The 21,749-nt window shown below is 58.1% G+C and carries 19 protein-coding genes; 7 read left to right on the top strand and 12 right to left on the bottom strand.

The window, feature by feature from the left end; translation table 11 throughout:
* Positions 1-93: 93 nt before the first annotated feature.
* On the bottom strand, positions 94-1,116 hold the full coding sequence (ilvC, locus tag ACEWL3_RS04505) for a ketol-acid reductoisomerase (RefSeq protein WP_386179533.1): 1,023 nt from the start codon (positions 1,114-1,116) through the stop codon (positions 94-96).
* 138 nt (positions 1,117-1,254) lie between these two features.
* Between ilvC and ACEWL3_RS04510 the strand changes: the two genes are divergently transcribed.
* Positions 1,255-1,710 (top strand): Lrp/AsnC family transcriptional regulator, encoded by a 456-nt coding sequence (locus ACEWL3_RS04510; RefSeq protein WP_386179536.1) that lies wholly within the window; start codon positions 1,255-1,257, stop codon positions 1,708-1,710.
* Positions 1,707-2,162 carry an Lrp/AsnC family transcriptional regulator gene (locus ACEWL3_RS04515; protein ID WP_386179538.1) on the top strand — a complete coding sequence of 152 codons (456 nt, stop codon included), beginning with the start codon at positions 1,707-1,709 and terminating at the stop codon, positions 2,160-2,162. Before ACEWL3_RS04510 ends, ACEWL3_RS04515 begins: the two co-directional genes overlap by 4 nt.
* Positions 2,163-2,171: 9 nt before the next feature.
* On the opposite strand, the gene ACEWL3_RS04520 is transcribed toward ACEWL3_RS04515, so the two are convergent.
* Positions 2,172-3,260, bottom strand: coding sequence for a Hint domain-containing protein (locus ACEWL3_RS04520; RefSeq protein WP_386179541.1), 1,089 nt, complete (start codon positions 3,258-3,260; stop codon positions 2,172-2,174).
* A 182-nt stretch (positions 3,261-3,442) separates the two neighbouring features.
* Between ACEWL3_RS04520 and ACEWL3_RS04525 the strand changes: the two genes are divergently transcribed.
* Positions 3,443-4,570 (top strand): aminotransferase class V-fold PLP-dependent enzyme, encoded by a 1,128-nt coding sequence (locus ACEWL3_RS04525; protein ID WP_386179544.1) that lies wholly within the window; start codon positions 3,443-3,445, stop codon positions 4,568-4,570.
* A gap of 28 nt (positions 4,571-4,598) precedes the next feature.
* On the opposite strand, the gene ACEWL3_RS04530 is transcribed toward ACEWL3_RS04525, so the two are convergent.
* Together ACEWL3_RS04530 and ACEWL3_RS04535 are read right to left on the bottom strand one after the other, a co-directional pair.
* Positions 4,599-5,795, bottom strand: a complete 1,197-nt coding sequence (locus ACEWL3_RS04530) for a UbiH/UbiF family hydroxylase (RefSeq protein ID WP_386180469.1) — start codon at positions 5,793-5,795, stop codon at positions 4,599-4,601.
* A gap of 9 nt (positions 5,796-5,804) precedes the next feature.
* Positions 5,805-6,452, bottom strand: a complete 648-nt coding sequence (locus ACEWL3_RS04535; RefSeq protein ID WP_386179547.1) for a pyrimidine 5'-nucleotidase — start codon at positions 6,450-6,452, stop codon at positions 5,805-5,807.
* Between the two features lie 98 nt (positions 6,453-6,550).
* On the opposite strand from ACEWL3_RS04535, the gene ACEWL3_RS04540 reads away from it, so the two are divergent.
* Positions 6,551-7,201: a GntR family transcriptional regulator gene (locus ACEWL3_RS04540; protein ID WP_386179550.1), complete on the top strand. Its 651-nt coding sequence runs from the start codon at positions 6,551-6,553 to the stop codon at positions 7,199-7,201.
* Between the two features lie 2 nt (positions 7,202-7,203).
* On the opposite strand, the gene ACEWL3_RS04545 is transcribed toward ACEWL3_RS04540, so the two are convergent.
* Both ACEWL3_RS04545 and carA read right to left on the bottom strand, forming a co-directional pair.
* Positions 7,204-9,084 carry a glycosyltransferase gene (locus ACEWL3_RS04545; RefSeq protein ID WP_386179552.1) on the bottom strand — a complete coding sequence of 627 codons (1,881 nt, stop codon included), beginning with the start codon at positions 9,082-9,084 and terminating at the stop codon, positions 7,204-7,206.
* Between the two features lie 122 nt (positions 9,085-9,206).
* Complete coding sequence (gene carA, locus ACEWL3_RS04550) at positions 9,207-10,379, bottom strand: glutamine-hydrolyzing carbamoyl-phosphate synthase small subunit (protein WP_386179555.1); 1,173 nt, start codon at positions 10,377-10,379, stop codon at positions 9,207-9,209.
* 198 nt (positions 10,380-10,577) lie between these two features.
* Between carA and ACEWL3_RS04555 the strand changes: the two genes are divergently transcribed.
* Positions 10,578-11,036 (top strand): GatB/YqeY domain-containing protein, encoded by a 459-nt coding sequence (locus tag ACEWL3_RS04555; protein ID WP_386179558.1) that lies wholly within the window; start codon positions 10,578-10,580, stop codon positions 11,034-11,036.
* A 16-nt stretch (positions 11,037-11,052) separates the two neighbouring features.
* On the opposite strand, the gene ACEWL3_RS04560 is transcribed toward ACEWL3_RS04555, so the two are convergent.
* A complete protein-coding gene (locus ACEWL3_RS04560; RefSeq protein ID WP_386179561.1) occupies positions 11,053-11,691 on the bottom strand; it encodes a class I SAM-dependent methyltransferase in 639 nt (212 codons plus the stop codon).
* 93 nt (positions 11,692-11,784) lie between these two features.
* Between ACEWL3_RS04560 and ACEWL3_RS04565 the strand changes: the two genes are divergently transcribed.
* Entirely contained in the window at positions 11,785-12,669 is an 885-nt protein-coding gene (locus ACEWL3_RS04565; RefSeq protein ID WP_386179563.1) for a LysR family transcriptional regulator, read from the top strand.
* Positions 12,670-12,717: 48 nt separating this feature from the next.
* On the opposite strand, the gene ACEWL3_RS04570 is transcribed toward ACEWL3_RS04565, so the two are convergent.
* From ACEWL3_RS04570 to ACEWL3_RS04590, 5 genes are all read right to left on the bottom strand, one after another.
* The gene (locus ACEWL3_RS04570; protein WP_386180472.1) at positions 12,718-13,200 is read right to left on the bottom strand and encodes a DUF2244 domain-containing protein; all 483 of its coding nucleotides are present in this window, start codon (positions 13,198-13,200) and stop codon (positions 12,718-12,720) included.
* A 69-nt stretch (positions 13,201-13,269) separates the two neighbouring features.
* On the bottom strand, positions 13,270-13,644 hold the full coding sequence (locus tag ACEWL3_RS04575; protein ID WP_386179565.1) for a VOC family protein: 375 nt from the start codon (positions 13,642-13,644) through the stop codon (positions 13,270-13,272).
* Positions 13,645-13,662: 18 nt separating this feature from the next.
* On the bottom strand, positions 13,663-14,091 hold the full coding sequence (locus ACEWL3_RS04580) for a DUF4399 domain-containing protein (protein ID WP_386179568.1): 429 nt from the start codon (positions 14,089-14,091) through the stop codon (positions 13,663-13,665).
* A 217-nt stretch (positions 14,092-14,308) separates the two neighbouring features.
* Entirely contained in the window at positions 14,309-17,749 is a 3,441-nt protein-coding gene (locus ACEWL3_RS04585; protein WP_386179571.1) for a pyruvate carboxylase, read from the bottom strand.
* Between the two features lie 155 nt (positions 17,750-17,904).
* On the bottom strand, positions 17,905-19,089 hold the full coding sequence (locus tag ACEWL3_RS04590; RefSeq protein WP_386179574.1) for an alpha-hydroxy acid oxidase: 1,185 nt from the start codon (positions 19,087-19,089) through the stop codon (positions 17,905-17,907).
* A 148-nt stretch (positions 19,090-19,237) separates the two neighbouring features.
* On the opposite strand from ACEWL3_RS04590, the gene ACEWL3_RS04595 reads away from it, so the two are divergent.
* Complete coding sequence (locus ACEWL3_RS04595) at positions 19,238-21,646, top strand: ATP-dependent helicase (protein ID WP_386179577.1); 2,409 nt, start codon at positions 19,238-19,240, stop codon at positions 21,644-21,646.
* The last annotated feature ends 103 nt before the right edge of the window (positions 21,647-21,749 follow it).

Consider the following 21,749-nt stretch of genomic DNA (forward strand, 5'->3'; position numbering starts at 1 on the left):
TTTTGTCTTGATATGTGCCTTTACTTAAATGACCCCGGCTTGAGGGCCAGGGTCAATCGTATCTGGTTCGTTACAGGCCGAACTATGGCCGCCTTAGTTCTTGGCCTTGTCGACCATCTTGCCTGCAGAGATCCAAGGCATCATCTCGCGCAGCTTGGCACCAACCTGTTCGATCTGGTGTTCGTCGTTGATGCGGCGGGTTGCCTTGAACGACGGTTGACCAACAGCATTTTCCAACATGAAGTTGCGCACAAACTTGCCGTTCTGGATGTCTGTCAGAACCGCCTTCATCTTTGCCTTTGTCTCATCATACGGCAGGATGCGCGGGCCAGAGACGTATTCGCCGTATTCGGCCGTGTTCGAGATCGAATAGTTCATGTTGGCGATGCCGCCTTCATAGATCAGGTCGACGATCAGTTTCACTTCGTGCAGGCATTCGAAATAGGCCATCTCGGGCGCATAGCCTGCTTCGACCAATGTCTCAAAACCCATGCGGATCAGTTCGACCAAACCACCGCACAGCACGGCCTGTTCACCAAAGAGATCGGTTTCGCATTCTTCGCGGAAGTTCGTTTCGATGATGCCGGAACGACCACCGCCGATGGCAGAGCAATAGGACAGACCAATTTCAAGTGCTTTGCCAGAGGCGTCATTGTCTACGGCTACAAGGCACGGCACGCCGCCGCCTTTGGTGTATTCGCCGCGCACGGTGTGGCCGGGACCTTTGGGGGCCATCATGATCACATCAACGCCGGCTTTGGGCTCGATCAGGCCAAAATGTACGTTCAGGCCGTGGGCAAATGCAATTGCTGCACCTTCGCGGATGTTGTCATGCACGTATTTTTTGTAGGTTTCGGCCTGCAATTCGTCGGGCATGGTGAACATAATTACATCGGCCCAGGCGGCAGCTTCGGCAATTTCCATTACCTTGAGGCCTTCGCCTTCGGCTTTTGCCTTGGACCCGGACCCGTCGCGCAGCGCAACAACAAGGTTCTTGGCACCGCTGTCGCGCAGGTTCAGCGCGTGGGCGTGGCCCTGAGAGCCATAGCCCAGGATGGCGACTTTTTTGTCTTTGATCAGGTTAACGTCACAGTCACGGTCATAGTAAACGCGCATAATAGGCGGTCCTTTTAATTGGTTTCGTCTCTGGGGGCGAACATAGCCATGCGCGCGCGATTGACCATTGCTGTTTTATGAGTTTATTTGACTAGATGAAGATGATAATGCGCCACATGTCCATTAAACGGAAAAATCATGCTTGATGATGTCGATCGTCGGTTGTTGCGGTACTGGCAGGCAGAACCAAGCCTCAGTCCGGGCGAACTTGCGGACCGCTGCGGGATGACGCCAGGCAAGGCGGCACGGCGGATAGCCAGGCTGCAAGAGGATGGTATTCTGCGCGGCGTGGGCGCGGTGGTTGACTGGGTGGCGCTGGGCTATGCGGTTGAGGTCAGCCTGCGGATCACGCTGGATAAAACTCAAGGCAACGCATTTGATGCCTTTATGGCTGAGGCGCGCAAAGTGCCCGAGGTGATTGAATTGCAGACCTTTCTGGGCCGGGTGGACGTGCGGCTATCCATCATTGCGCGTGATATGGCGCATTATCAGCAGATTTATCGCGGTCGGATCCTGACCTTGCCGCATATCGCAGATATCGAGGCGCTGATGCAGGTGGCGCGGATCAAATCGGATCAGGGGCTGCCGCTGTGACACAGATTGACGATATTGATCGGGGGTTGATCCGCGCACTGGTAAAGGACGCAAGCCAAAGTGCGAGCGCGCTGGGGCGGCGGTTCGGGCTCTCGCAGCCTGCCACATGGCGCAGAATCAGACGGCTGGAAGAGGCGGGTGTGATCGCCGGGCGGCGTCTGCACCTGAATGCAGAAAGTCTGGGGTTTGGCGTGACGGTGTTTCTGGGTGTGAAACTGGCAACCAAAGGCCGGGTCAGTCTGGATGATTTCGAACGTGCGGTGGTAGCCATTCCTGAGGTGCAAACCGTGGAACATGTGCTGGGGCTTTATGATTACCGCTTGCGGGTCGTTGCGCGTGATCTGCCGGATTTTGAGCGGGTGCTGCGGCGGCGGATCATGACCTTGCCGGGGGCAGGGGAGGTTGAGGCGAATGTCCTATTGAGCGAAGAGCGATTGCCGGGTCCGCTTTAGGTCGTGACCTTAAGCAATCTGGCGCAGGGCAAGTGCTTCGTATTGGCGCAAAGCGGGGCGGGTCAGCGGAAGCGCATTTTTGGACTCAGTCAGTTCAGGGAACAGGGCGACGATTTCATCGCGCTCGTCCGGTGCGACAACATCAAGCGTCTGGGAGCCGGGATAAAGGCTTTCCGTGGGGCAGCCTTCTGCAAAGACGATCTGATGGTCGTCAAACAGGAAATGATAATAGCTGACGCTGGCGCAGGGCACGATTCGGCAGCTATCGCCATCAACAAGGTGCTTGGCCGCAACCAAGACTTCGGCTTGTCCAAACAACAATTCTGCACGCGCACCGTTGATCAGCATTCTATGGTTCTGGGACACCACAAGCGGCCTGATGTTGCCAAGCGCTCCTGCTGCGATGTGGACGGGTGCCGTGGTGCCATATCCTGGCAGAGTCTGAGAGCCGATCCAGCGTATCTTTTGTGGACCGTTGTCCAGCGTGTTGACCAGATCGCCCAATTTGAGTGTTTCGATATAGCGGGGGCCATCAGGGGTTTCGATCAGGGTACCCTTCGCAAAACAAATCACTGCCAAGGTGTTGAGACTGCTGGAAAACGACCCGTCTCCCTGTTCCCCTGGGCTGATAATTCCGTCGGCGTTCAGGTCGATATCCTCGTTCGTCGCGATGCTCAGCGGGCCATTGGTTGACGCAAGCGTGGCCAGAATATTGACACCTGCAACAACCGCGAGATCGTTCAGAACGGGCGCTCCCGGATCGGTCGAGGTCAGCCCGCTTGCGTCAAATTCCAGATACCGGTCACCCATTGAATTGCGGCCAATGTCGATGTCGGCGGTGCCAGAATAGTTGAATTTGGGGATGTCATAATAGTAATCGGTTGCGTTGTCGTAGACGATCACACCGGTGACCACTGAAGTGTCGGTCAGGGTTCCGTTGGCCGTCACATTGGTCACGGTAAACACAATGATATCGTCCGCTTCAAACACAGCGGTGCCGCCGTGGATGAAAAGGTTCCCACCATTGCTCGCATTGGTGTTCGACTGTGGATTGCCTATAATGCTGAAGCCATTCAGCAAAAGCGTTGTATCTGCCATCTCAATAAGTCGACGGATCTGCGCCCGTCTGTCCTGCCCTAAACGGATCTGTGCCCGTAACTACGTCAATATTGTGGCAAATTGTGGCGGGAATAAGGCGCGCGGGCGGGTGCGCGGTTTCTTGACCCTTTCGGGGCAGTCACAAAGGCGCTAATTGTGGGCGGTCCAACAAGGAGAATACCATGGCTGCGATACTCAGTTCTATCGATCCCGAGGGGCTTGATGAATTTTCGGTGGTGTTCACCGACCGATCCCTCAACCATATGTCTGCGGCATTTCAGCAGGTCATGCGCGATATTTCTGAGCTGTTGCGCGAGGTCTATCATGCCGATGCGGTGGCACTGGTCCCCGGTGGGGGAACCTACGGGATGGAAGCAGTGGCGCGGCAATTTGCCCGTGACAAGGACGTGTTGGTTGTGCGCAACGGCTGGTTCTCCTATCGATGGAGTCAGATCATCGAAAGCGGCGGCCTGACCGCCAGCGCGACCGTGCTAAAAGCGCGGCCCCAGGGCAATGCGACGGTTGCACCGTTTGCGCCAGCACCGATTGATGATGTGGTGGCCGCCATTCAAGACCAAAAACCGCAGGTGGTTTTTGCCCCGCATGTGGAAACCAGTGCGGGCATGATCTTGCCGGATGACTACATCGCGGCGATGTCCGCCGCTGCCCAAAAGATTGGGGCGCTGATGGTGCTTGATTGCATCGCGTCGGGCTGTGCGTGGGTTGATATGAAGGCGCTCGGTATTGATGTGCTGATCTCGGCCCCCCAAAAGGGATGGAGCGCGTCCCCCTCTGCAGGCCTGGTGATGATGTCGGCCCGTGCCGAGGCACGGCTGGCAGAAACCCAATCGGACAGCTTTGCCCTTGATCTGGCCAAGTGGCGCAGCATCATGAAGGCCTATGAGGACGGGGGGCACGCCTATCATGCGACCCTGCCAACTGACGCGCTGCGGGGTTTTCGCGATACGATGCTGGAAACCAAAGAATACGGATTTGAACGGCTGAAAGAGGCGCAATGGCGCTTGGGTGATGCTGTGCGGCATCTGCTGGCAGATCGGGGTGTCGTTTCGGTTGCCGCGCCGGGTTTTGGCGCGCCGGGTGTGGTGGTCAGCTATACCAATGACCCGGATGTGAAATCAGGCAAGGCCTTTGCCGCCAAAGGCATGCAGATTGCTGCCGGGGTGCCGCTGCAAGTGGGTGAGCCTGAGGGGTTCAGCACGTTCCGGCTGGGTCTGTTCGGGTTGGACAAGCTCTATGATATTGATGGCACCCTGGCGCGTCTGTCGGGTGTGTTGGACGAGGTGCTATAGCGCAATTGATGGCCAGGTGGGCGTGTCGCTAGCGCATCCCAAGCCCCATCTGCATCAACATCTTGCGCACAGGAGCCATCGCATAAAGCGCGTTCAGCCCTGCGGCGCGGGCGTCACGCGCCAGCGGGTTGCTGGCCTGTGAGGCGCGGTTGAGCAGGTCAATTCCGCGCACCCGCAGTTGAATGTCAGCGAACCGGGCCTTGTGGTACGCGTCAAGCATCGTGGCATCGCCCAATGTGTCGCGCCTGTTTTGCGCCAATTCCAACAAGGTCGCGAGGTCATTGAGCGACATGTTCAGACCTTGCGCGCCAATTGGTGGCACCACGTGCGCTGCTTCGGCAATCAGCGCGATGCGTTCCCCAGACAGACGCTTGGCATGCTGGCTGATGATCGGCCAGACGGCGCGCGAACTGGCAAGCGTTAGTGGCCCAAAAAGGTGGCAGGACCTTTGCGACATGTCCGCCTCAAACTTTGCCACGTCACTTGTAGCGCGGGCGATGGTTGCGGGCCCGTTATCCATCCACACCACGGCGGATGAGGGCATCCCGTCCAGATCCGGCAGCGGGACTAGTGTGAAGGGTCCGCCACTGCGGTGGATTTCAGTGGACACATTGTCATGTGGAATGGGGTGGGTGACGGCAAAGGCCAGGGCCTTTTGACCATACCGCCGTGTGCGGACCTCAATGCCAGCCGCTTGACGCATGGGGCTGTCGCGGCCATCGGCGGCAATGACCAGCTTTGCGGTGATCTTGCTGGTGTCGGTCAGTCCCACGCGGGCTGATGCGGTGCGGGTGAACAGGGTCGTGGTGCCGGTGCCGGGGCGGAAATCGACATTTGGCAACTCTGCCAACCGCGCCAGCAATTCGCGGCGCAGCAGCCAGTTGGGAAAGTTCCAGCCAAACGGCTGATCCGAAATCTCGGACGCATCGAATTCCCGGGTCACTTTTGGTTCTGGCTCAGGCCCACCTGCATCAACAATGCGCATGACCTGCAAGGGTGCGGCATGCGGGGCCAGATGCGCCCAGATGCCCGCCGCCTCAAGTACAGCGCGGGCCGGTTGCAGCATCGCGGTAGAGCGCATGTCGGCCCCGGATGCATCGCTGCGGGTCACGGGCGGGGTCGGATCAACGCAGATCACATCAAATCCAGCTGTGCCGAAGGCCGCCGCAGCGGTCAGCCCGGCAATGCCGCCACCAGAAATCAATATGCCACAGTCAAAATCCATCATTGTCACCTAGTTCAGCAGACTGTGAAGAAAACCACCCAAATCGTCTGTGTGAAAGTGCACATGCGCGCCCAGATCCCGCTCTGGGGCCACATGCACGGTGCGCATTCCCATCGCATGTGGGGCAGCAAGATTACGGGCATCATCCTCAAACATGGCAGAGGTCGCCGGGTTGAGCCCATCAATCGTGAAAACTGTATCAAAGGCGGCACGTTCAGGTTTGGGCAGAAATCCGGCATGTTCCACGCCGTAAACCGCATCAAAAAGCCCTGAGAGCCCGCGTGCGGCCAGTACCCGTTCAGCATAGGGTGCACAGCCATTCGTGTACACGATCCGTCTGCCGGGCAGGGCGCGAATGGCCCGCGCCAATGCTGGATCCGGCGTCAGGCGGTCCATTGATATGTCATGCACATGTTCAAGATAGCCGGCAGGATCCACACCATGTTCGCGCATCAGCCCGGCTAATGTGGTGCCGTGAACCTCCCAATAATGCAGGCGCAAACGATTGGCCTCGGCCTTATCGACGTTGAGAACATCCATGATCCACGCCGTCATGCGCACATCAATCAGATCAAACAGCCGCGCGGAGGGCGGGTAAAGCGTGTTGTCCAGATCAAAAACCCATGTCTGAACGTGAGAGAAAGCATCACGAGGCATGATGCTGTGGTAGGGTGTTCAGGGGGGCCACGCAAGACTGCGGGCTTGCGCAAATGGACGCGGGCGGTAGGGTGACGCATCTTTGAGGAAGAAATCCAATGCTTGCGCCCAAAACCGGATCAACAGATGCTTATTCAATGATCTTGGATGCCATTGATGTTGGTATCTACCGTCCCGGTGACCGGCTGGTCGAGAATGAGTTGGCAGAGAGGTTTGGTGTGTCACGCACGCCGGTGCGCGAGGCATTGCAACGGCTTGAAACGCAGTCGTTGTTGGCACGCGACGGGCGCAGCCTGATTGTCGCATCGCTTGATCACAATCAAACCGCTGAACTTTATGTTGTGCGCGGGGAGCTTGAAGGTCTGGCCGCACGGCTTGCCGCACGCCATGCCACCGTCGAAGAGATCGGTGTGCTGCGTGACATGGTCGAACAAGACAACGCACTTACCGGCGATCCGGGGGCACTTGCGCGGGCGAACCGGCGGTTTCACAAACAAATCCACCTCGCCTCGCACAACCGCTATTTGGTGCAGCAATTGGATTTGGTCCACCGTTCAATGGCGTTGATGGCCACGTCATCGCTTGCTGTCGAGGGGCGCGGGGCGATTGCGCAGGCCGAACATGATCACATCGTAAAGATGATTGAGGCACGCGATGAGGATGGCGCGGATGAAGCATTGCGCACCCATATTTCGGTGGCCTTCGTGACCCGGCTGAAGCAAGAGGCGGCGCGGCGCGAGGACGAATAGTCCTACCTCTTTGATTTCACATGCACCCCGTGTTCGGTCTTGTCCCAGAAAAACGGGTTTACGATGAATTCATGCAAGCCTTTGTAGGCCGCCAACGCGCCCATCGGGAAATAGAGTGGCGTGGTCAACACCCAGCCCATCAGATGCCGGTGTTCCCGACCCGACACCGCGACCATTGAAATTGTCAGAGTGAATACCTCGGCTACAATGAAACACACGGCCATTGTCCACATCACCGGCGCACCCAGGGTCAATGCAACCGGGTGAGAGACCCCAAAGACGGTGAGCCAGAAAGACCATAACAGCGGTGCACAGGCGAATTGAGAGAACGTGGCCAACAGCAGGGTTTGAACGCCCAGAAACCGTTTCCAGCCCAGGTCGCGCAACAGTGCTGCGGGGTTGCGCATGTGAACGCACCAGGTGATCAAAAAACCTTTGAGCCAGCGTGAACGTTGCCGCACCCACGGCCACGCGCGGCAGTTTGCTTCTTCGTGGGTGACGGTGGGCAGTAATTCGGTGATATAGCCGTGTCGGGCCAGCCGCACACCCAGATCTGCATCCTCGGTCACGTTATGCGCGTCCCAGCCACAGAGTTTTTCAAGAATATCGCGGCGAAAGAACAGGGTCGTTCCTCCCAAAGGAATAACAAACCCCAATCGCGCAAGGCCCGGTAGAATCATCCGCCACCACGTCGCGTATTCGATTGTAAAACAACGGGAAATCCAGTTGGTCTGCGTATTGTAATAGTCCAGAATGCCCTGCAGGCAGGCGACGTTTTCGGGGGCTTGCTGAAACCTGTTCACGACCCGTTCAAGCTGATCGTGTTCTGGTGCGTCCTCTGCATCCCAGACCCCGATGATGCTGCCATGACAAAAATCGAGCGCATAGTTCAAGGCGCGCGGTTTGGTGGTCAGGCCGTTGGCCTCGGGCACTTCGATGACGCTGATCCATTCGGGCAGATCGGTGCGGGCAATGGTGCGGCGGGTCACGGTATCACCCTGTTCCAAAACCAGCACAACATTCAGTAGTGATTTTGGATAGGTCAGCCGCGCCAGCCGGGTGATCAATGCACCGGCGATCTCTTTTTCTTTAAGCAAAGGCACCAGTATGGACACACGCGGCAGCCGAAAGGGCGCAAGTTTTACGTCCACGGCTTCGGGTCTGCCAGACAGATTATGCGACATCTGTGACCAGAAAGCAGCGGCTTTGAGGGCCGTGCTCATCATCAAAGTCACAAAGGCCCAGATCATCAGCACCGTGACGGCCCAATGCGGTGCAAGGACAAGGGCCAGCACGCAAAAGGCGGCAATGCCGGACGCCCAGATATTGCGGGACAGTGAGCTTACTTCCCATGTGCGGCAGCTTTCAGCGGCAGGCACACGTGTTGCGGCCTTTTGTGCCAGTTCAGCGCCATACAGACGGGACAGGTGTGCTTGGATTTGGGTTTGTTCCGAAATTACCGGCAACATCCGCTGTCCGGCCGGGCCCATGCAGATGCGGAATTTTTCAAACAGGTCAGGCCGGCTGGTGGCGACCAAGAGGGTTTCGTCCACTTCCATCCAGGGCACAGCATGAAACCTGAGGCAGAGCGCCGCGGGCAGGCAACGGGTCAGATGCGCAGGCGGTGGATCGTCGTCCAGATTGACCAATTGGGCATTGTGCTGGTGAGAGAGCGCTGCCAGCACATCAGCGCGACTGACCAACCCTTCAGAGATCATGATCTCGCCAAGGGGGGCGTCGATGCGGCATTGCAGCTCAAGTGCATGCACCAGATCGGCTGCAGTAATAATTCCTTCATTCACCAAATAACGCCCAAGTGGTTGCTGTGGGGGCGTTGGGTTTGCAACCTGCGGGTCCAGCAAATGGAGGCGAAGGTTACTCATGTCCCTGTCACCCTTAACTTCTATCCAGAGGCAAAGGTGACAGCGAACGGTTAATGCAATGTTAACAATACGTTAACGAAAAGTTAACGGTGTGGGCGACAATCGTGTTGTTAGACGCTTGGTTACGCCGGGGTTGCCACAGCGCGATCCGCCATCGCTTCGGCAAAACGTTCAAACAGGTAATAGCTGTCTTGCGGTCCGGGCGAGGCTTCGGGATGATGCTGAACCGACCATACGGGCCGGTCAGCCATCCGGATGCCGCAGTTGGACCCGTCAAAAAGCGATACATGCGTTTCCAGAACACCGTCGGGCAGGGTCTGTGCATCGACCGCAAAACCATGGTTCATCGAGGTGATCTCAACTTTGCCGGTGTCACGGTCTTTGACCGGATGATTGGCGCCATGGTGTCCGTGGCTCATCTTGATGGTCTTGGCACCCAAGGCGAGGGCCAGCATTTGGTGGCCAAGACAAATCCCGAAAACCGGCAGCTTTGTCTTGTTCAGCACATCGCGGATCATTGGCACCGCATAGGCACCTGTCGCCGCCGGATCACCGGGGCCATTGGACAAAAACACGCCATCAGGATCATGCGCCATAATGTCGTCGTAGGTTGCCGTCGCAGGCAGCACCGTCACTTCACAACCAGCAGAGGCCAGACACCGCAAGATATTGCGCTTTGCGCCATAATCCACGGCAACAACCTTGTGTTTCGCATCAACCTGCGGCGCAAATCCGTCAGGCCATGCCCACCGCATTTCATTCCAGCGGTACGATTGTGCGCAGGTCACATCCTTGGCCAGATCCATGCCTTCGAGGCCCGCAAAACCACGTGCTGCGGCGATCAGTGCTTCGATGTCAAAATTGCCCTCGGGATCATGCGCCAATGCGGCGTGGGGTGCCCCGGTATGGCGGATTGCGCGGGTCAGGCGGCGCGTGTCGATGCCGCCGATTGCGATCCGGCCGCGTGCGGCCAGCCACGGTGACAATTCTTGCGCATTGCGCCAGTTGCTGGGTTCTGTCGGCATCCATTTGACCACCATACCGGCAGCCACCGGATCACCGGATTCGTCATCTGCGGGATTGGTGCCGACATTGCCGATATGTGGGAAGGTGAATGTGACAATCTGGCCCGCATATGACGGGTCTGTCATGACTTCCTGATAGCCGGTCATCGCGGTGTTGAAACAAACCTCGGCAACCGTCTGTCCCGTCGCGCCAAAGCCCATGCCATAGAACAATGACCCATCCGCCAAGGCAAGACAGGCGGTCGGGCGGGGATGAGAGGGCGCGGACATGGGAGGTGCCTCCGGGCGAGATTTTACGTGGATAAACGGGGCGAACCTACGCTTGCCTGCATCCATCGTCAAGACCCGAGCAAAAATGAGATTTCTATTTTTATCAATAGCTTACCAGAGGTTACTTGGCATTGCCTGTTCATGCGGCAACGGCTATGGTCCCAGCCTTAAATAAGCGACAGAGCACAGGATAAAGCCATGGCATTGCGTACCCGCATCTCAGACGCCCTTAAACAGGCAATGAAAGACAAGGCGGCAGATCGGCTGTCGACGCTGCGCCTGATCAGCGCGGCCATCAAAGACAAAGACATTGCAGCCCGCGCTACAGGCAACGACGATGGCGTCCCTGAGGCGGAAGTTCTTGCGATCCTTGGCAAAATGGCCAAGCAGCGGATGGAATCGGCACGCGCCTACGAAGAGGGTGGGCGGCTTGATCTGGCCGAGCGCGAGCGTGAAGAGATCACGGTCATCGAAGAGTTCCTGCCGCGCCAGTTGAGCGAAGAGGAAACCACCGCCGCCGTGGACAAGGCGATTGCCGAAGTTGGTGCCACCTCAATCCGGGACATGGGTAAGGTGATTGGCTTGCTGAAAGGCAAGTACACCGGGCAGATGGATTTCGGCTTGGTCGGGCCGATGGTCAAGGAGCGTTTGAGCTGAACGGCACCGTTGAAGTCTAGAGCTTACGAGCAATGGTAAAAAGCGCTCTTGCCGGCCCGGGCCGCCAATGGCTTTGCACTGTGAAACCCGCCGCGCGCATTTCTGAGAGCAATGTATCTGCGGTAAAATAGGTAAGCTTTGGCAGCAGGCCAAGCGCATGTCCTGGGATCGACAGAAACTTGAATGCTGGCATCGTATCGGCCATGCAGACCGTGCTGGCCACCAGATATCCGCCTGGCTTCAGCAAGCCGTGCAGTTTGGCCAACGTCGCTTTGTAGTCCTGCACCAGATGTAGCACCGACAGGGCCAGGATGACATCGTAAGTGCCTTTGGCTGCGCCAAATTCTTCGACTGAGGTCTGTTGATAGCTGATGTTATCGACGCCGACGGCTTTGGTCTTGGTCTGCGCAATGTCGAGCATTTTTTGTGACAGATCGATTGCATGGATATGGGCAACATGGGGGGCATGTAGGATCGCGGTGCTGCCGGTACCGGTGCCGATTTCCAGCAGCTGCATGTCGTCGCGCAAAAGCGCGCGGGTCTCGCGCAGCTTGCGTTCATAGCTGGGCTGGTCTGCAATCTTGTCTCTGGAATATTTCTTTGCGATGAAGTTCCAAAACCGAATGTTCCGGCGGCTGGGTATTTGAGCGGGCATGAGCGTTCTTTCCAATTCAGAGTTGTCCTTCTCTACATCTGAACAAATGTGAATGGAATTGACCAAATTAGCCTGTATGGTATGCATGAATGCATGGATTGGAGTAAAATATCATTTGATTGGAATCGCGCGCGCGCGTTCCTCGTCACCGCTGAGGAAGGGTCGCTGTCTGCGGCCGCGCGGGCGCTTGGGTTGGCACAGCCGACGCTGGGCCGCCAGGTGAACGCGCTTGAAGAAGAACTTGGCGTGGCTTTGTTTGAACGGGCCGGGCGCGGATTGGTGCCAACCCCGGCGGGGCTCGAAATGTTGGAGTATGTGCGCAACATGGGCGAGGCGGCTTATGGCCTGTCCCGCATCGCGTCGGGACAGGCACATTCCATTGAGGGGCCGGTCAGCATCACAGCGAGCGAGGTGACCTCGGCCTATGTGCTGCCGCCGATACTGGCCGATCTGCGCCGCACCTATCCCGGCATTCGGGTTGAGGTGGTGGCGAGCAATGCGTTGCGTGACCTGCGCCGCCGTGAGGCAGACATCGCTCTGCGCCATGTGGCCCCTGATGACCCCGATTTGATCGCCCGCAAGCTGCGACCGGGGGTGGCCCGCCTTTATGCCGCACAAAGCTATCTCGACCGGGCGGGGCCGTTCGATACACCGGCCCAATTGGCGCAGGCGGACTTTGTCGGTTTCGATGACAACCAGTCTTTTCTGGACGGGCTGAACGCATATGGGGTGCCCGTTCTGGCGCAGCAGTTTATCGCAAGCTCAGGATCGCATCTGGTACAGTGGCACATGGTACAGCAGGGGATCGGCATTGGCGTGATGGCCGAAAGGATCGGCGATGACACCGCCAGCATGGCCCGCATCGCCACTTGGCTTGAGCCGTTTCGCTATGACTTTTGGCTGGTGGCGCACAGGGAATTGAGAACCTCACGGCGGCTTCGGATCGTTTTTGATTTTCTTGCGAAATCAATGGCCTGAGGTCCAGAATTAACGTTCACCAAGGCGAGGCTTGATCCTTTGTGCGGTCTAGCGATGTAAACTGCGTTTGAGGTCTTCAAATAGATCTTTACGCTCATCCTCGCTGAGGAAGGCCCCGATTTCGACCTCGCGACCGTGCCCACGCAAGGTCACATAATGGGGCACCGGGCCCCCTTCTTCGTACTTCAGCACCTGCGCCCAATAGCGGTTGCAATCCCATTCCTTGACCTCGCCCTTGGGGCTGGTGTGGGTCAGACGCGCGGTGTCGTCATCGAGGGTCAGCACCTCTTCGATCTGACGGGCACGGTGGTTTTTCTGCAAGGCCAGATACATACCGCCCACGGCCAAGAGCGTGAAAGGCAAAAGGCCCCACAACAGAACGGTCCCCAGCAGCGGCAATGTCGGAATCAGGATCAGGATAAAGGTCGCCAGAATAAACGCGGCAAACCCGCGCGGGGGCAGGGATTGATGGGGCCACAGGCGCATCTGTTGCCGCGGGGCCTGTGGCGGGCTGGTCCATTCGTAGGGCATGGCAAAAAGATAGACATCATTGTTGGAAAGGCAATGTGGCAAAACGGACGGCTTGTTGGGAAATCTGGCCTAGGGGCCGATCAGATCCCAGCGGTTGCCAAAGGTGTCGCGAAAAACGGCGACGGTGCCGTAAGGTTCATGGCGCGGCTCTTCTTCAAACTGCACGCCCGCTGCTTTGAGCCGGGTATGATCCACTGCAAAATCATCCGTTTGCAGGAAAAGCCAGACCCGGCCTGCACCTTGATTGCCGACGGCGGCGACCTGCGCAGGATCGTCCGCGCGAGCCAGAATGAAGCCGGTGCCGCTGCCCGGTGGTGTGACCCGCACCCAACGCTTGCGGCCCTGATCAATGTTCTCGGTCAGGACAAAGCCCATGACATCGCAATAATACGCAATCGCGGTATCATAATCGGGGACGATGAGGGTGAGGGCTGACAGTTGCATGCGGCTCGTGCCTCCGGTCTAGTTCACCGTGATTGTGACGACCTCACTCATGACTGGCGGATCGTGCGGCACGTGGCTCCAGTCGCCCAGCAGCATTTGCAGGGTGTGGGTGCCTGCAGGCAGTTCTTTGGTCACCTGTGTCTGACCACCACCGAAATGGACGATCTGGTCGGTTGCTGGCAGCCCAGAGTCGAGGTCCAGCGTGCTTGGGTCGGTATTGATCAGCAGGTGATGATGGCCGGTATTGTCCATTTCGGTGCCAGCTGGCGCAATGCCCATGCCCGCAAGGCCGAAAACAATTGTCACAGGGTTTGATACCGTCGCACCGTCCGCCGGTGAGATGATATAGGCCTGCGCGCCTTCTGGTGCCGGGTTGCGATGACCGTCCGCAAAGGCCGCTCCCGCAAACAAGATCCCTGCTGTCGCGGCTAAAATTAACTGCTTCATGATGTTCTCCCAAAAAGACGGGTGATACCCGCCTTGCTAGAATATAGCCCGCGACGCGATTCCCACAACCAAGTTGGGCTGATTTGGATTGCTCCGCTGGCCATGCTGAACCAGTTGTTGCGTCTGGCCAAGCGCTGCCGAGTCACAATGTTCAACGCAGCGGTGCTGACAAACGTCCAGACAGCCAGCCTGCGGGATCACGCATCATACCCGCCCTTCACTCCAACTCGACCAGCAGATCCTTTGCATCAATCTGCGCACCCGCAGTCACATGGACGGCCTTGACCACCGCATCGCGCTCTGCATGGATGCCGGTTTCCATCTTCATCGCTTCGATCGTCAACAACAGATCGCCCGCGCGCACCTTTTGGCCCACAAGAGCACCCACCGAAGCGACAACCCCCGGCATCGGCGCGCCGATGTGATTGTCATTGCCTGCCTCGGCCTTGGGCCGCTTGGCAGTGGTGGCTTTGACCAGACGGTTCGGCGTGCGGATCACACGGGGTTGGCCATTCAGTTCAAAGAACACTTTGACCTCGCCATCCTCGTTGGTATCTGACGCCGCCTGCATCCGGATTTCCAAGGTCTTGCCGGGGTCAATCTCGGCCGAGATTTCTTCGCTGGGTTCCATACCGTAAAAGAATGTCGGTGTCGGCAAGGTGCGCACCGGGCCATAAATGCGGTGGCGGCCCATGTAATCAAGGAAGACCTTGGGGTACATCAGATAGCCGCACAGATCCTCATCGTCGATTTCCATGCCTTCGAGTTCTTTGGACAACTCTGCGCGGGTTGCTTCGATATCGACAGCGGGCAGGTGTTTTCCGGGGCGTTCAAGGTTCGGAGCCTCTCCCTTGAGAACCTTTTTAACGATGCCATCTGGAAAGCCGCCCGGAGGCTGGCCCAGATTGCCGCGCATCATGTCGATCACGGAATCGGGAAACGACACGTCGGTATCAGGGTCTTCAACCTGCGCTCGGGTCAACCCCTGAGACACCATCATCAACGCCATGTCACCCACGACCTTGGAGGAGGGCGTGACCTTGACGATATCCCCAAACATCTTGTTCACGTCCGCATAGGTGCGCGCGACTTCGGGCCAGCGGTCATCAAGGCCAAGCGAGGATGCTTGCGCCTTGAGGTTGGTGAACTGACCGCCGGGCATTTCGTGCAGATAAACTTCGGATGACGGGGCCTGCATGCCAGTCTCGAAGGCCGCGTACTGGCCACGCACCTCTTCCCAGTAATCAGAGATTTCGCGCACTGCGCGCATATCCAGCCCGGTATCGCGGTCCGTGTGGCGCAGCGATTCCACAACCGTTCCCAGTGTTGCCTGAGAGGTGTTGCCGCTAAACGCATCCATTGCGCAATCGACCGCATCAACACCTGCATCTGATGCCGCAAGTATGGTCGCACATGCACTTCCTGCGGTGTCATGGGTGTGGAAATGGATTGGCAGGCCGACCTCGGATTTCAGCGCCTTGATCAGCACACGGGCCTGCGCGGGTTTGAGCAAGCCTGCCATGTCCTTGAGGCCCAGCACATGCGCCCCCGCGGCCTTGAGGTCCTGACCCATGGCGACATAATATTTCAGGTCATATTTGGCGCGATCCGGGTCAAAGATGTCGCCGGTATAACAAATGGTGCCTTCGCAGACCTTGTTCGCCTCAACCACGGCATCCATCGCCACGCGCATGTTTTCAACCCAGTTCAGGCTGTCAAAGACACGGAACACATCGACGCCGGTGTTGGCGGCAGTTGCCACAAATTTTTGCACGACATTGTCGGGATAGTTGGTATAGCCCACCCCGTTTGAGGCACGCAGCAGCATCTGGGTCATGACGTTGGGCAGGCTCGCCCGCAGATCGCGCAGGCGCTGCCAGGGGCATTCCTGCAAGAACCGATAAGCCACATCAAAGGTCGCACCGCCCCAGCATTCGACGCTGAAAAGCTGTGGCAGATTGGCGGCATAGACGGGGGCCACCTTGATCATATCGTGGCTGCGCATCCGTGTGGCCAACAAGGACTGGTGCCCGTCACGCATGGTGGTGTCGGTGATCAGCAATTGCCGCTGTTGGCCCATCCATTCGGCCACAACCTTGGGGCCTTTTTGCTCCAAAAGATTGCGGGTGCCCATTTGCGGCTCTGCGCGGCGGGCTGGCGGTTTGGGGTCGCGGACGTGGGCAGGTGGACGGGCGTGATTCTTGGTCTCGGGATGGCCGTTCACAGTGATATCCGCGATATAGGTCAGTACTTTGGTGGCGCGGTCACGGCGTTTCTTGAACTGGAAAAGCTCTGGTGTCTGGTCGATGAATTTGGTGGTGTATTCGTTGTTCAGGAACGTCGGGTGTTTCAGCAGGTTCTCGACAAAAGCGATGTTGGTCGAAACACCGCGCACCCGGAATTCGCGCAATGCCCGGTCCATCCGCGCGATGGCCATTTCGGGGGTCGGGGCCTTGGCGGTCACTTTGGTCAATAGACTGTCATAATAGCGCGTGATCACGCCGCCTGCATAGGCTGTGCCGCCGTCCAGCCGGATCCCCATCCCTGTGGCAGACCGGTAGGCGGTGATGCGGCCATAGTCGGGGATGAAATTGTTCAGCGGGTCCTCGGTGGTGACGCGGGTTTGTAGTGCGTGACCGTTGAGGGTGATCTGGGACTGCTCAGTCTTGCCTGTGGCTTCGGCCAGCGTCTTGCCTTCGGCGATCAGGATTTGCGCGCGCACAATGTCGATGCCGGTGACTTCTTCGGTGACGGTGTGTTCGACCTGGACCCGCGGGTTCACCTCGATGAAATAGAATTTGTTATCGTCCATATCCATCAGGAATTCGACGGTGCCGGCGCATTCGTAATCCACATGGGCACAGATTTTGCGGCCCAACTCGCAGATTTCCGCACGCTGCTCTTCGGTCAGATAGGGGGCGGGCGCGCGTTCAACGACTTTCTGATTGCGGCGCTGAACGGAGCAATCGCGTTCAAACAGGTGGTAGATGTTGCCATGCTTGTCGCCTAAAATCTGCACTTCGACGTGGCGGGCTCTTTGGATCATCTTTTCAAGATAGCCCTCGCCGTTGCCAAATGCCGCTTCGGCCTCGCGGCGGCCTTCCATGACCTTTTCGGGCAGTTCTTTTTCGTTGTTTATCGGGCGCATGCCGCGCCCGCCACCGCCCCATGACGCTTTGAGCATCAAGGGATAGCCGACGGCACCGGCTTCTTTCTTGATCGCAGCCATGTCGTCGCCCAGCACTTCTGTTGCGGGGATCACCGGCACGTCAGCGGCCATCGCGACGCGCCGCGCGCTGGCCTTGTCGCCAAGGGCACGCATGGTCTCCGCACGCGGGCCAATAAAGGCGATGCCGTTGTGTTCGCAGGCGTCCACGAATTCGGGGTTTTCCGACAGCAGGCCATAGCCGGGGTGGATCGCATCCGCACCACTTGCCTTGGCCACCCGGATCATTTCATCAATGCTGAGGTAGGCCGCGACCGGTCCAAGCCCCTCGCCGATGCGGTAGGCTTCATCGGCCTTAAAGCGGTGCAGGCCCAGCTTGTCCTCTTCGGCATAGACCGCGACCGTCTTTTTGCCCATCTCATTGGCGGCCCGCATGATGCGAATGGCAATCTCGCCGCGGTTGGCGATGAGGATTTTGGCGAACTCGGTCATGGTGCTGATCCTTGTATTGGTGGACGTAGCGGCACTTTAGGGATGCTGCGGTGCAGCGCAATACCCGATATTACGGAGTTTGCTGCATTCTTGACGCGCAAAAGGAGATTGAAACGGCGGATTGCGCGTGTTTGGCGGCGTCGCGTTAAGTCCTTTTACCGTTTTGGGTCGGAAATGAAACCATTTGGAAATGCTGGGTGCGCGTGCAGATCAAAAGGCACGGGAAGTGTTTTGAGATCGGTTGCCCCCAATTGGCCCATGTTTGCGATCAGGTCTTTGGTGAGAAGGTCAATGAGATGATCGATGCCCTTGGGGCCAAGGGCGGCCAATGCCATGTGAAAGGCGCGGCCCAGCATGACGAAATCTGCACCAAGCGCCAGGGCGCGCAGAATATCGAGGCCGGATTCAACCCCGCTGTCGAAGATGATCGGGAGCGTTGTGGCGCTGCGGATCTCTGGCAATGCCGCGATGCTGGCGGGTGCCGCATCAAATTGGCGCCCCGCATGGTTGGAGACCCAGATTGCATCGACACCGGTTTTTTGCAACCGCGCCGCGTCTTCTGCGCGCAGGATACCTTTGATTATGAACGGCCCGTCCCAGGCATCGCGCAGCCATGTCACATACTCCCAGTCAGGCGAGGTTCGCAGCAGATATCCGATATGTGCAGTGGGTGGTAGGCTGGCGGTGCGGGCGTCGCTGTATTTGTCCAGCATCCGCATATGCGGCATGCCCCGCTGCGCCATGCCGATGGCCCATGCAGGGCGTTGGGCGACCTGCGCCAACAGGCGCGGGGTCAGCTTGGGGGGGCTGGTGAGGCCCGACCGGGTCTGGCGTTCACGGCGGCTGGCCACAGGGACATCAACGGTCAAGATCAGGGTCTTGAACCCCGCATCCCGCGCGCGGCGCAGCATATCGGTGCGGATGTCAGTGTCGCGCGGCGGATAAAGCTGGAACCATGCATGTTCGCCAAGGTGAGGCGCGAGGTCTTCAGGGCTTTGTGCGGCGACGGTGGACAGACCATAGGGAATATGGGCGCGGGCGGCGGCACGGGCGAGATGCCCTTCGGCGTCCGGCCAGATCAGCCCGGACATGCCGATGGGCGCGATGCCAAAGGGCAGGGGCAGGTCAGCACCGCAAAAATTTGTGGTCAGGTCGGGGATGAATTCACCATGTAAAACCGATGGCATCAGGCCGATCCGGTCGAGCCCCGCGCGGTTGCGGTGTTTTGTGGCCTCAGTTCCAGTCGCACTGTCGAGATATTCCCAGACGAACTTGGGGATCCGTTTTTTGGCGCGGGTGCGCAGATCAGACAGGGCGGGATAAGTGGCGTGCAGGTCCATCTGAGCATTTGTGCGTAAGGTGCTCTGCTTGTCCAGCGCGCGTCGTGTCTGCAGCAGCGGTTGATTGTGTATTTTGGGAACAATGAAATGGGGAACATCCCAAGAACATGGGTTTTCCTGCCGTGAGAATGAGGGTAGGTTATGCGCCATGAGCAGTTTTGATGAAACCGACGCCTTTGAAGGCGCATCCCTGTCCGCGCGTGCGATGGCCGCGCGGCCGCAACCCTATCTGGAGGGCTTGAATCCGGCGCAACGCACAGCCGTTGAGCAGATGGATGGCCCGGTTCTGATGCTCGCCGGGGCCGGGACAGGAAAAACGCGTGCGCTTACGGCGCGGATTGTGCATCTGATGGCGCAGGGCAAGGCGCGCCCGAACGAAGTGCTGGCTGTGACGTTCACCAACAAGGCTGCACGCGAGATGAAAAACCGGGTGGGCCAGATGATGGGCCAGCAGGTTGAGGGGATGCCTTGGCTTGGCACATTTCACGCGATTTGCGTTAAGTTGTTGCGGCGACATGCGGAATTGGTGGGGCTGAAGTCGAATTTTACCATTCTGGATACAGATGATCAGCTGCGGTTGCTGAAGCAACTGGTGGCAGCCGAGAATATTGACGACAAACGCTGGCCTGCGCGAATGCTGGCGGGGATCATTGATGGCTGGAAGAACCGCGCGCTGACGCCTGCGAAAGTGCCTGTGGCAGATGCGGGGCTTTATAACAACCGCGGGACCGAGATTTACGATCTCTATCAGCGGCGGTTGATTGAGCTGAACGCAGTCGATTTTGGTGATCTGCTGTTGCACATGGTCACGATCTTTCAGACGCACCCAGATGTATTGGCGCAGTATCAGCGATGGTTCAAATACATCCTTGTGGACGAATATCAGGATACCAATGTGGCGCAATATTTGTGGCTGCGCCTGTTGGCGCAGGGGCACAAGAATATCTGCTGCGTGGGCGATGATGATCAGTCGATCTATGGCTGGCGCGGGGCGGAAGTGGGCAACATCCTGCGGTTCGAGACGGATTTTCCGGGCGCGCATGTGGTTAAGCTGGAGCAGAATTATCGCTCAACACCACATATTCTGGCCGCTGCGTCAGGGGTGATTGCGGGCAATGAGGGGCGGCTGGGCAAGACCTTGTGGACCGAGGAGACCGAAGGCGAAAAGGTGCGTCTGATCGGCCATTGGGACGGCGAGGAAGAAGCGCGTTGGATCGGTGATGAGGTCGAGGCGCTGCAGCGCGGGACGCGCGGGATGAAACCGCTTTCGCTTGACGCGATGGCAATCCTTGTGCGCGCGAGCCACCAGATGCGGGCCTTTGAGGATCGGTTTTTGACGATTGGTCTGCCGTACCGGGTGATTGGCGGGCCGCGGTTCTATGAGCGGTTGGAAATCCGCGATGCGATGGCCTATTTCCGGGTCGTCACCAGTCCCGATGATGATCTGGCCTTTGAGCGAATTGTGAACACGCCCAAACGGGGGCTGGGTAAGATTGCTATACAAAAAATTCAAACCACTGCCCGCGAGCATGGCACCAACCTGTTGGAGGGCGCGCGGATATTGCTGGCCCATGATGGCTTGGGCGGCAAAGGCGGCGCGCAGTTGCGGCTGTTGGTCGACGGGATTGACCGTTGGCATGCGATGACGCGCGGGCCTTTGCGGTCAGTGTCGAACGACGATGTGATTGAGGATGGGCCAGAGCGGCTTGAATATGCACCGCCCGAGACCAGCCATGTTGAACTGGCCCAGATCATTCTGGACGAAAGCGGCTATACCGGCATGTGGCAGAACGAAAAGACGCCAGAGGCACCGGGACGGCTGGAAAACCTGAAAGAACTGGTCAAGGCGCTTGAGCAGTTTGAGAATCTGCAAGGGTTCCTCGAACACGTCAGCCTGATCATGGACAATGAACAGGATGGTGACGGCGAAAAGGTTTCCATCATGACGCTGCATGCCGCCAAGGGGTTGGAGTTTCCGGCGGTGTTTCTGCCGGGGTGGGAGGATGGCCTGTTCCCCTCGCAACGGTCGATGGATGAAAGCGGCATCAAGGGATTGGAAGAAGAACGGCGGCTGGCCTATGTGGGCATCACCCGGGCCGAGGAGTTGTGCACGATTTCCTTTGTCGGCAACCGGATGGTGTTTGGACAATGGCAATCTGCGATGCCGTCTCGGTTTATTGATGAATTGCCCGAGGATCATGTCGAGGTCCTCACGCCGCCGGGGCTTTATGGTGGTGGCTTTGGTGCCGCGATGCCAAAAAGCGCGCTGCATGAGGCGGCGGCAGAGGCGAATGTCTATAACTCGCCCGGATGGCGGCGTTTGCAGGCGCGTGCCGGCGAACGGGGCATGAGCCAGCCACGCGAAACCCGCAACGTGACCATCGACATGACCGCCGTGAGCAGTTTTGTGATGGGCGAACGGGTTTTCCACCAGAAGTTCGGCTATGGCGCGGTGACGGGCATCGAGGGTGACAAGCTTGAGGTTGATTTTGAAAAGGCCGGCATCAAAAAGATCGTGTCGAGCTATCTGACGGGATGTGACGACGTCCCTTTTTAACGTCGACTGCATAGCGTTCTGACGCTGGCGGGCATTTTTTATCAAAAGCGATGAAAACCCATCCCTTCAAGGCCTCTGGGTGCCCATTTTCTTCCCCCAAAAA

Source organism: Sulfitobacter sediminivivens, assembly GCF_042611115.2.
Taxonomy (GTDB): Bacteria; Pseudomonadota; Alphaproteobacteria; order Rhodobacterales; family Rhodobacteraceae; genus Sulfitobacter; species Sulfitobacter sediminivivens.

What these genes read in the sequence shown, in the direction of transcription:
- ilvC (WP_386179533.1), bottom strand. Translation starts at nt 1,116, where the DNA reads ATGCGCGTTTACTATGACCGTGACTGTGACGTTAACCTGATCAAAGAC.
- ACEWL3_RS04510 (WP_386179536.1), top strand. Translation starts at nt 1,255, where the DNA reads ATGCTTGATGATGTCGATCGTCGGTTGTTGCGGTACTGGCAGGCAGAA.
- ACEWL3_RS04520 (WP_386179541.1), bottom strand. Translation starts at nt 3,260, where the DNA reads ATGGCAGATACAACGCTTTTGCTGAATGGCTTCAGCATTATAGGCAAT.
- ACEWL3_RS04525 (WP_386179544.1), top strand. Translation starts at nt 3,443, where the DNA reads ATGGCTGCGATACTCAGTTCTATCGATCCCGAGGGGCTTGATGAATTT.
- ACEWL3_RS04530 (WP_386180469.1), bottom strand. Translation starts at nt 5,795, where the DNA reads ATGGATTTTGACTGTGGCATATTGATTTCTGGTGGCGGCATTGCCGGG.
- ACEWL3_RS04535 (WP_386179547.1), bottom strand. Translation starts at nt 6,452, where the DNA reads ATGCCTCGTGATGCTTTCTCTCACGTTCAGACATGGGTTTTTGATCTG.
- ACEWL3_RS04540 (WP_386179550.1), top strand. Translation starts at nt 6,551, where the DNA reads ATGCTTGCGCCCAAAACCGGATCAACAGATGCTTATTCAATGATCTTG.
- ACEWL3_RS04545 (WP_386179552.1), bottom strand. Translation starts at nt 9,084, where the DNA reads ATGAGTAACCTTCGCCTCCATTTGCTGGACCCGCAGGTTGCAAACCCA.
- carA (WP_386179555.1), bottom strand. Translation starts at nt 10,379, where the DNA reads ATGTCCGCGCCCTCTCATCCCCGCCCGACCGCCTGTCTTGCCTTGGCG.
- ACEWL3_RS04555 (WP_386179558.1), top strand. Translation starts at nt 10,578, where the DNA reads ATGGCATTGCGTACCCGCATCTCAGACGCCCTTAAACAGGCAATGAAA.
- ACEWL3_RS04560 (WP_386179561.1), bottom strand. Translation starts at nt 11,691, where the DNA reads ATGCCCGCTCAAATACCCAGCCGCCGGAACATTCGGTTTTGGAACTTC.
- ACEWL3_RS04565 (WP_386179563.1), top strand. Translation starts at nt 11,785, where the DNA reads ATGGATTGGAGTAAAATATCATTTGATTGGAATCGCGCGCGCGCGTTC.
- ACEWL3_RS04570 (WP_386180472.1), bottom strand. Translation starts at nt 13,200, where the DNA reads ATGCCCTACGAATGGACCAGCCCGCCACAGGCCCCGCGGCAACAGATG.
- ACEWL3_RS04575 (WP_386179565.1), bottom strand. Translation starts at nt 13,644, where the DNA reads ATGCAACTGTCAGCCCTCACCCTCATCGTCCCCGATTATGATACCGCG.
- ACEWL3_RS04580 (WP_386179568.1), bottom strand. Translation starts at nt 14,091, where the DNA reads ATGAAGCAGTTAATTTTAGCCGCGACAGCAGGGATCTTGTTTGCGGGA.
- ACEWL3_RS04585 (WP_386179571.1), bottom strand. Translation starts at nt 17,749, where the DNA reads ATGACCGAGTTCGCCAAAATCCTCATCGCCAACCGCGGCGAGATTGCC.
- ACEWL3_RS04590 (WP_386179574.1), bottom strand. Translation starts at nt 19,089, where the DNA reads ATGGACCTGCACGCCACTTATCCCGCCCTGTCTGATCTGCGCACCCGC.
- ACEWL3_RS04595 (WP_386179577.1), top strand. Translation starts at nt 19,238, where the DNA reads ATGAGCAGTTTTGATGAAACCGACGCCTTTGAAGGCGCATCCCTGTCC.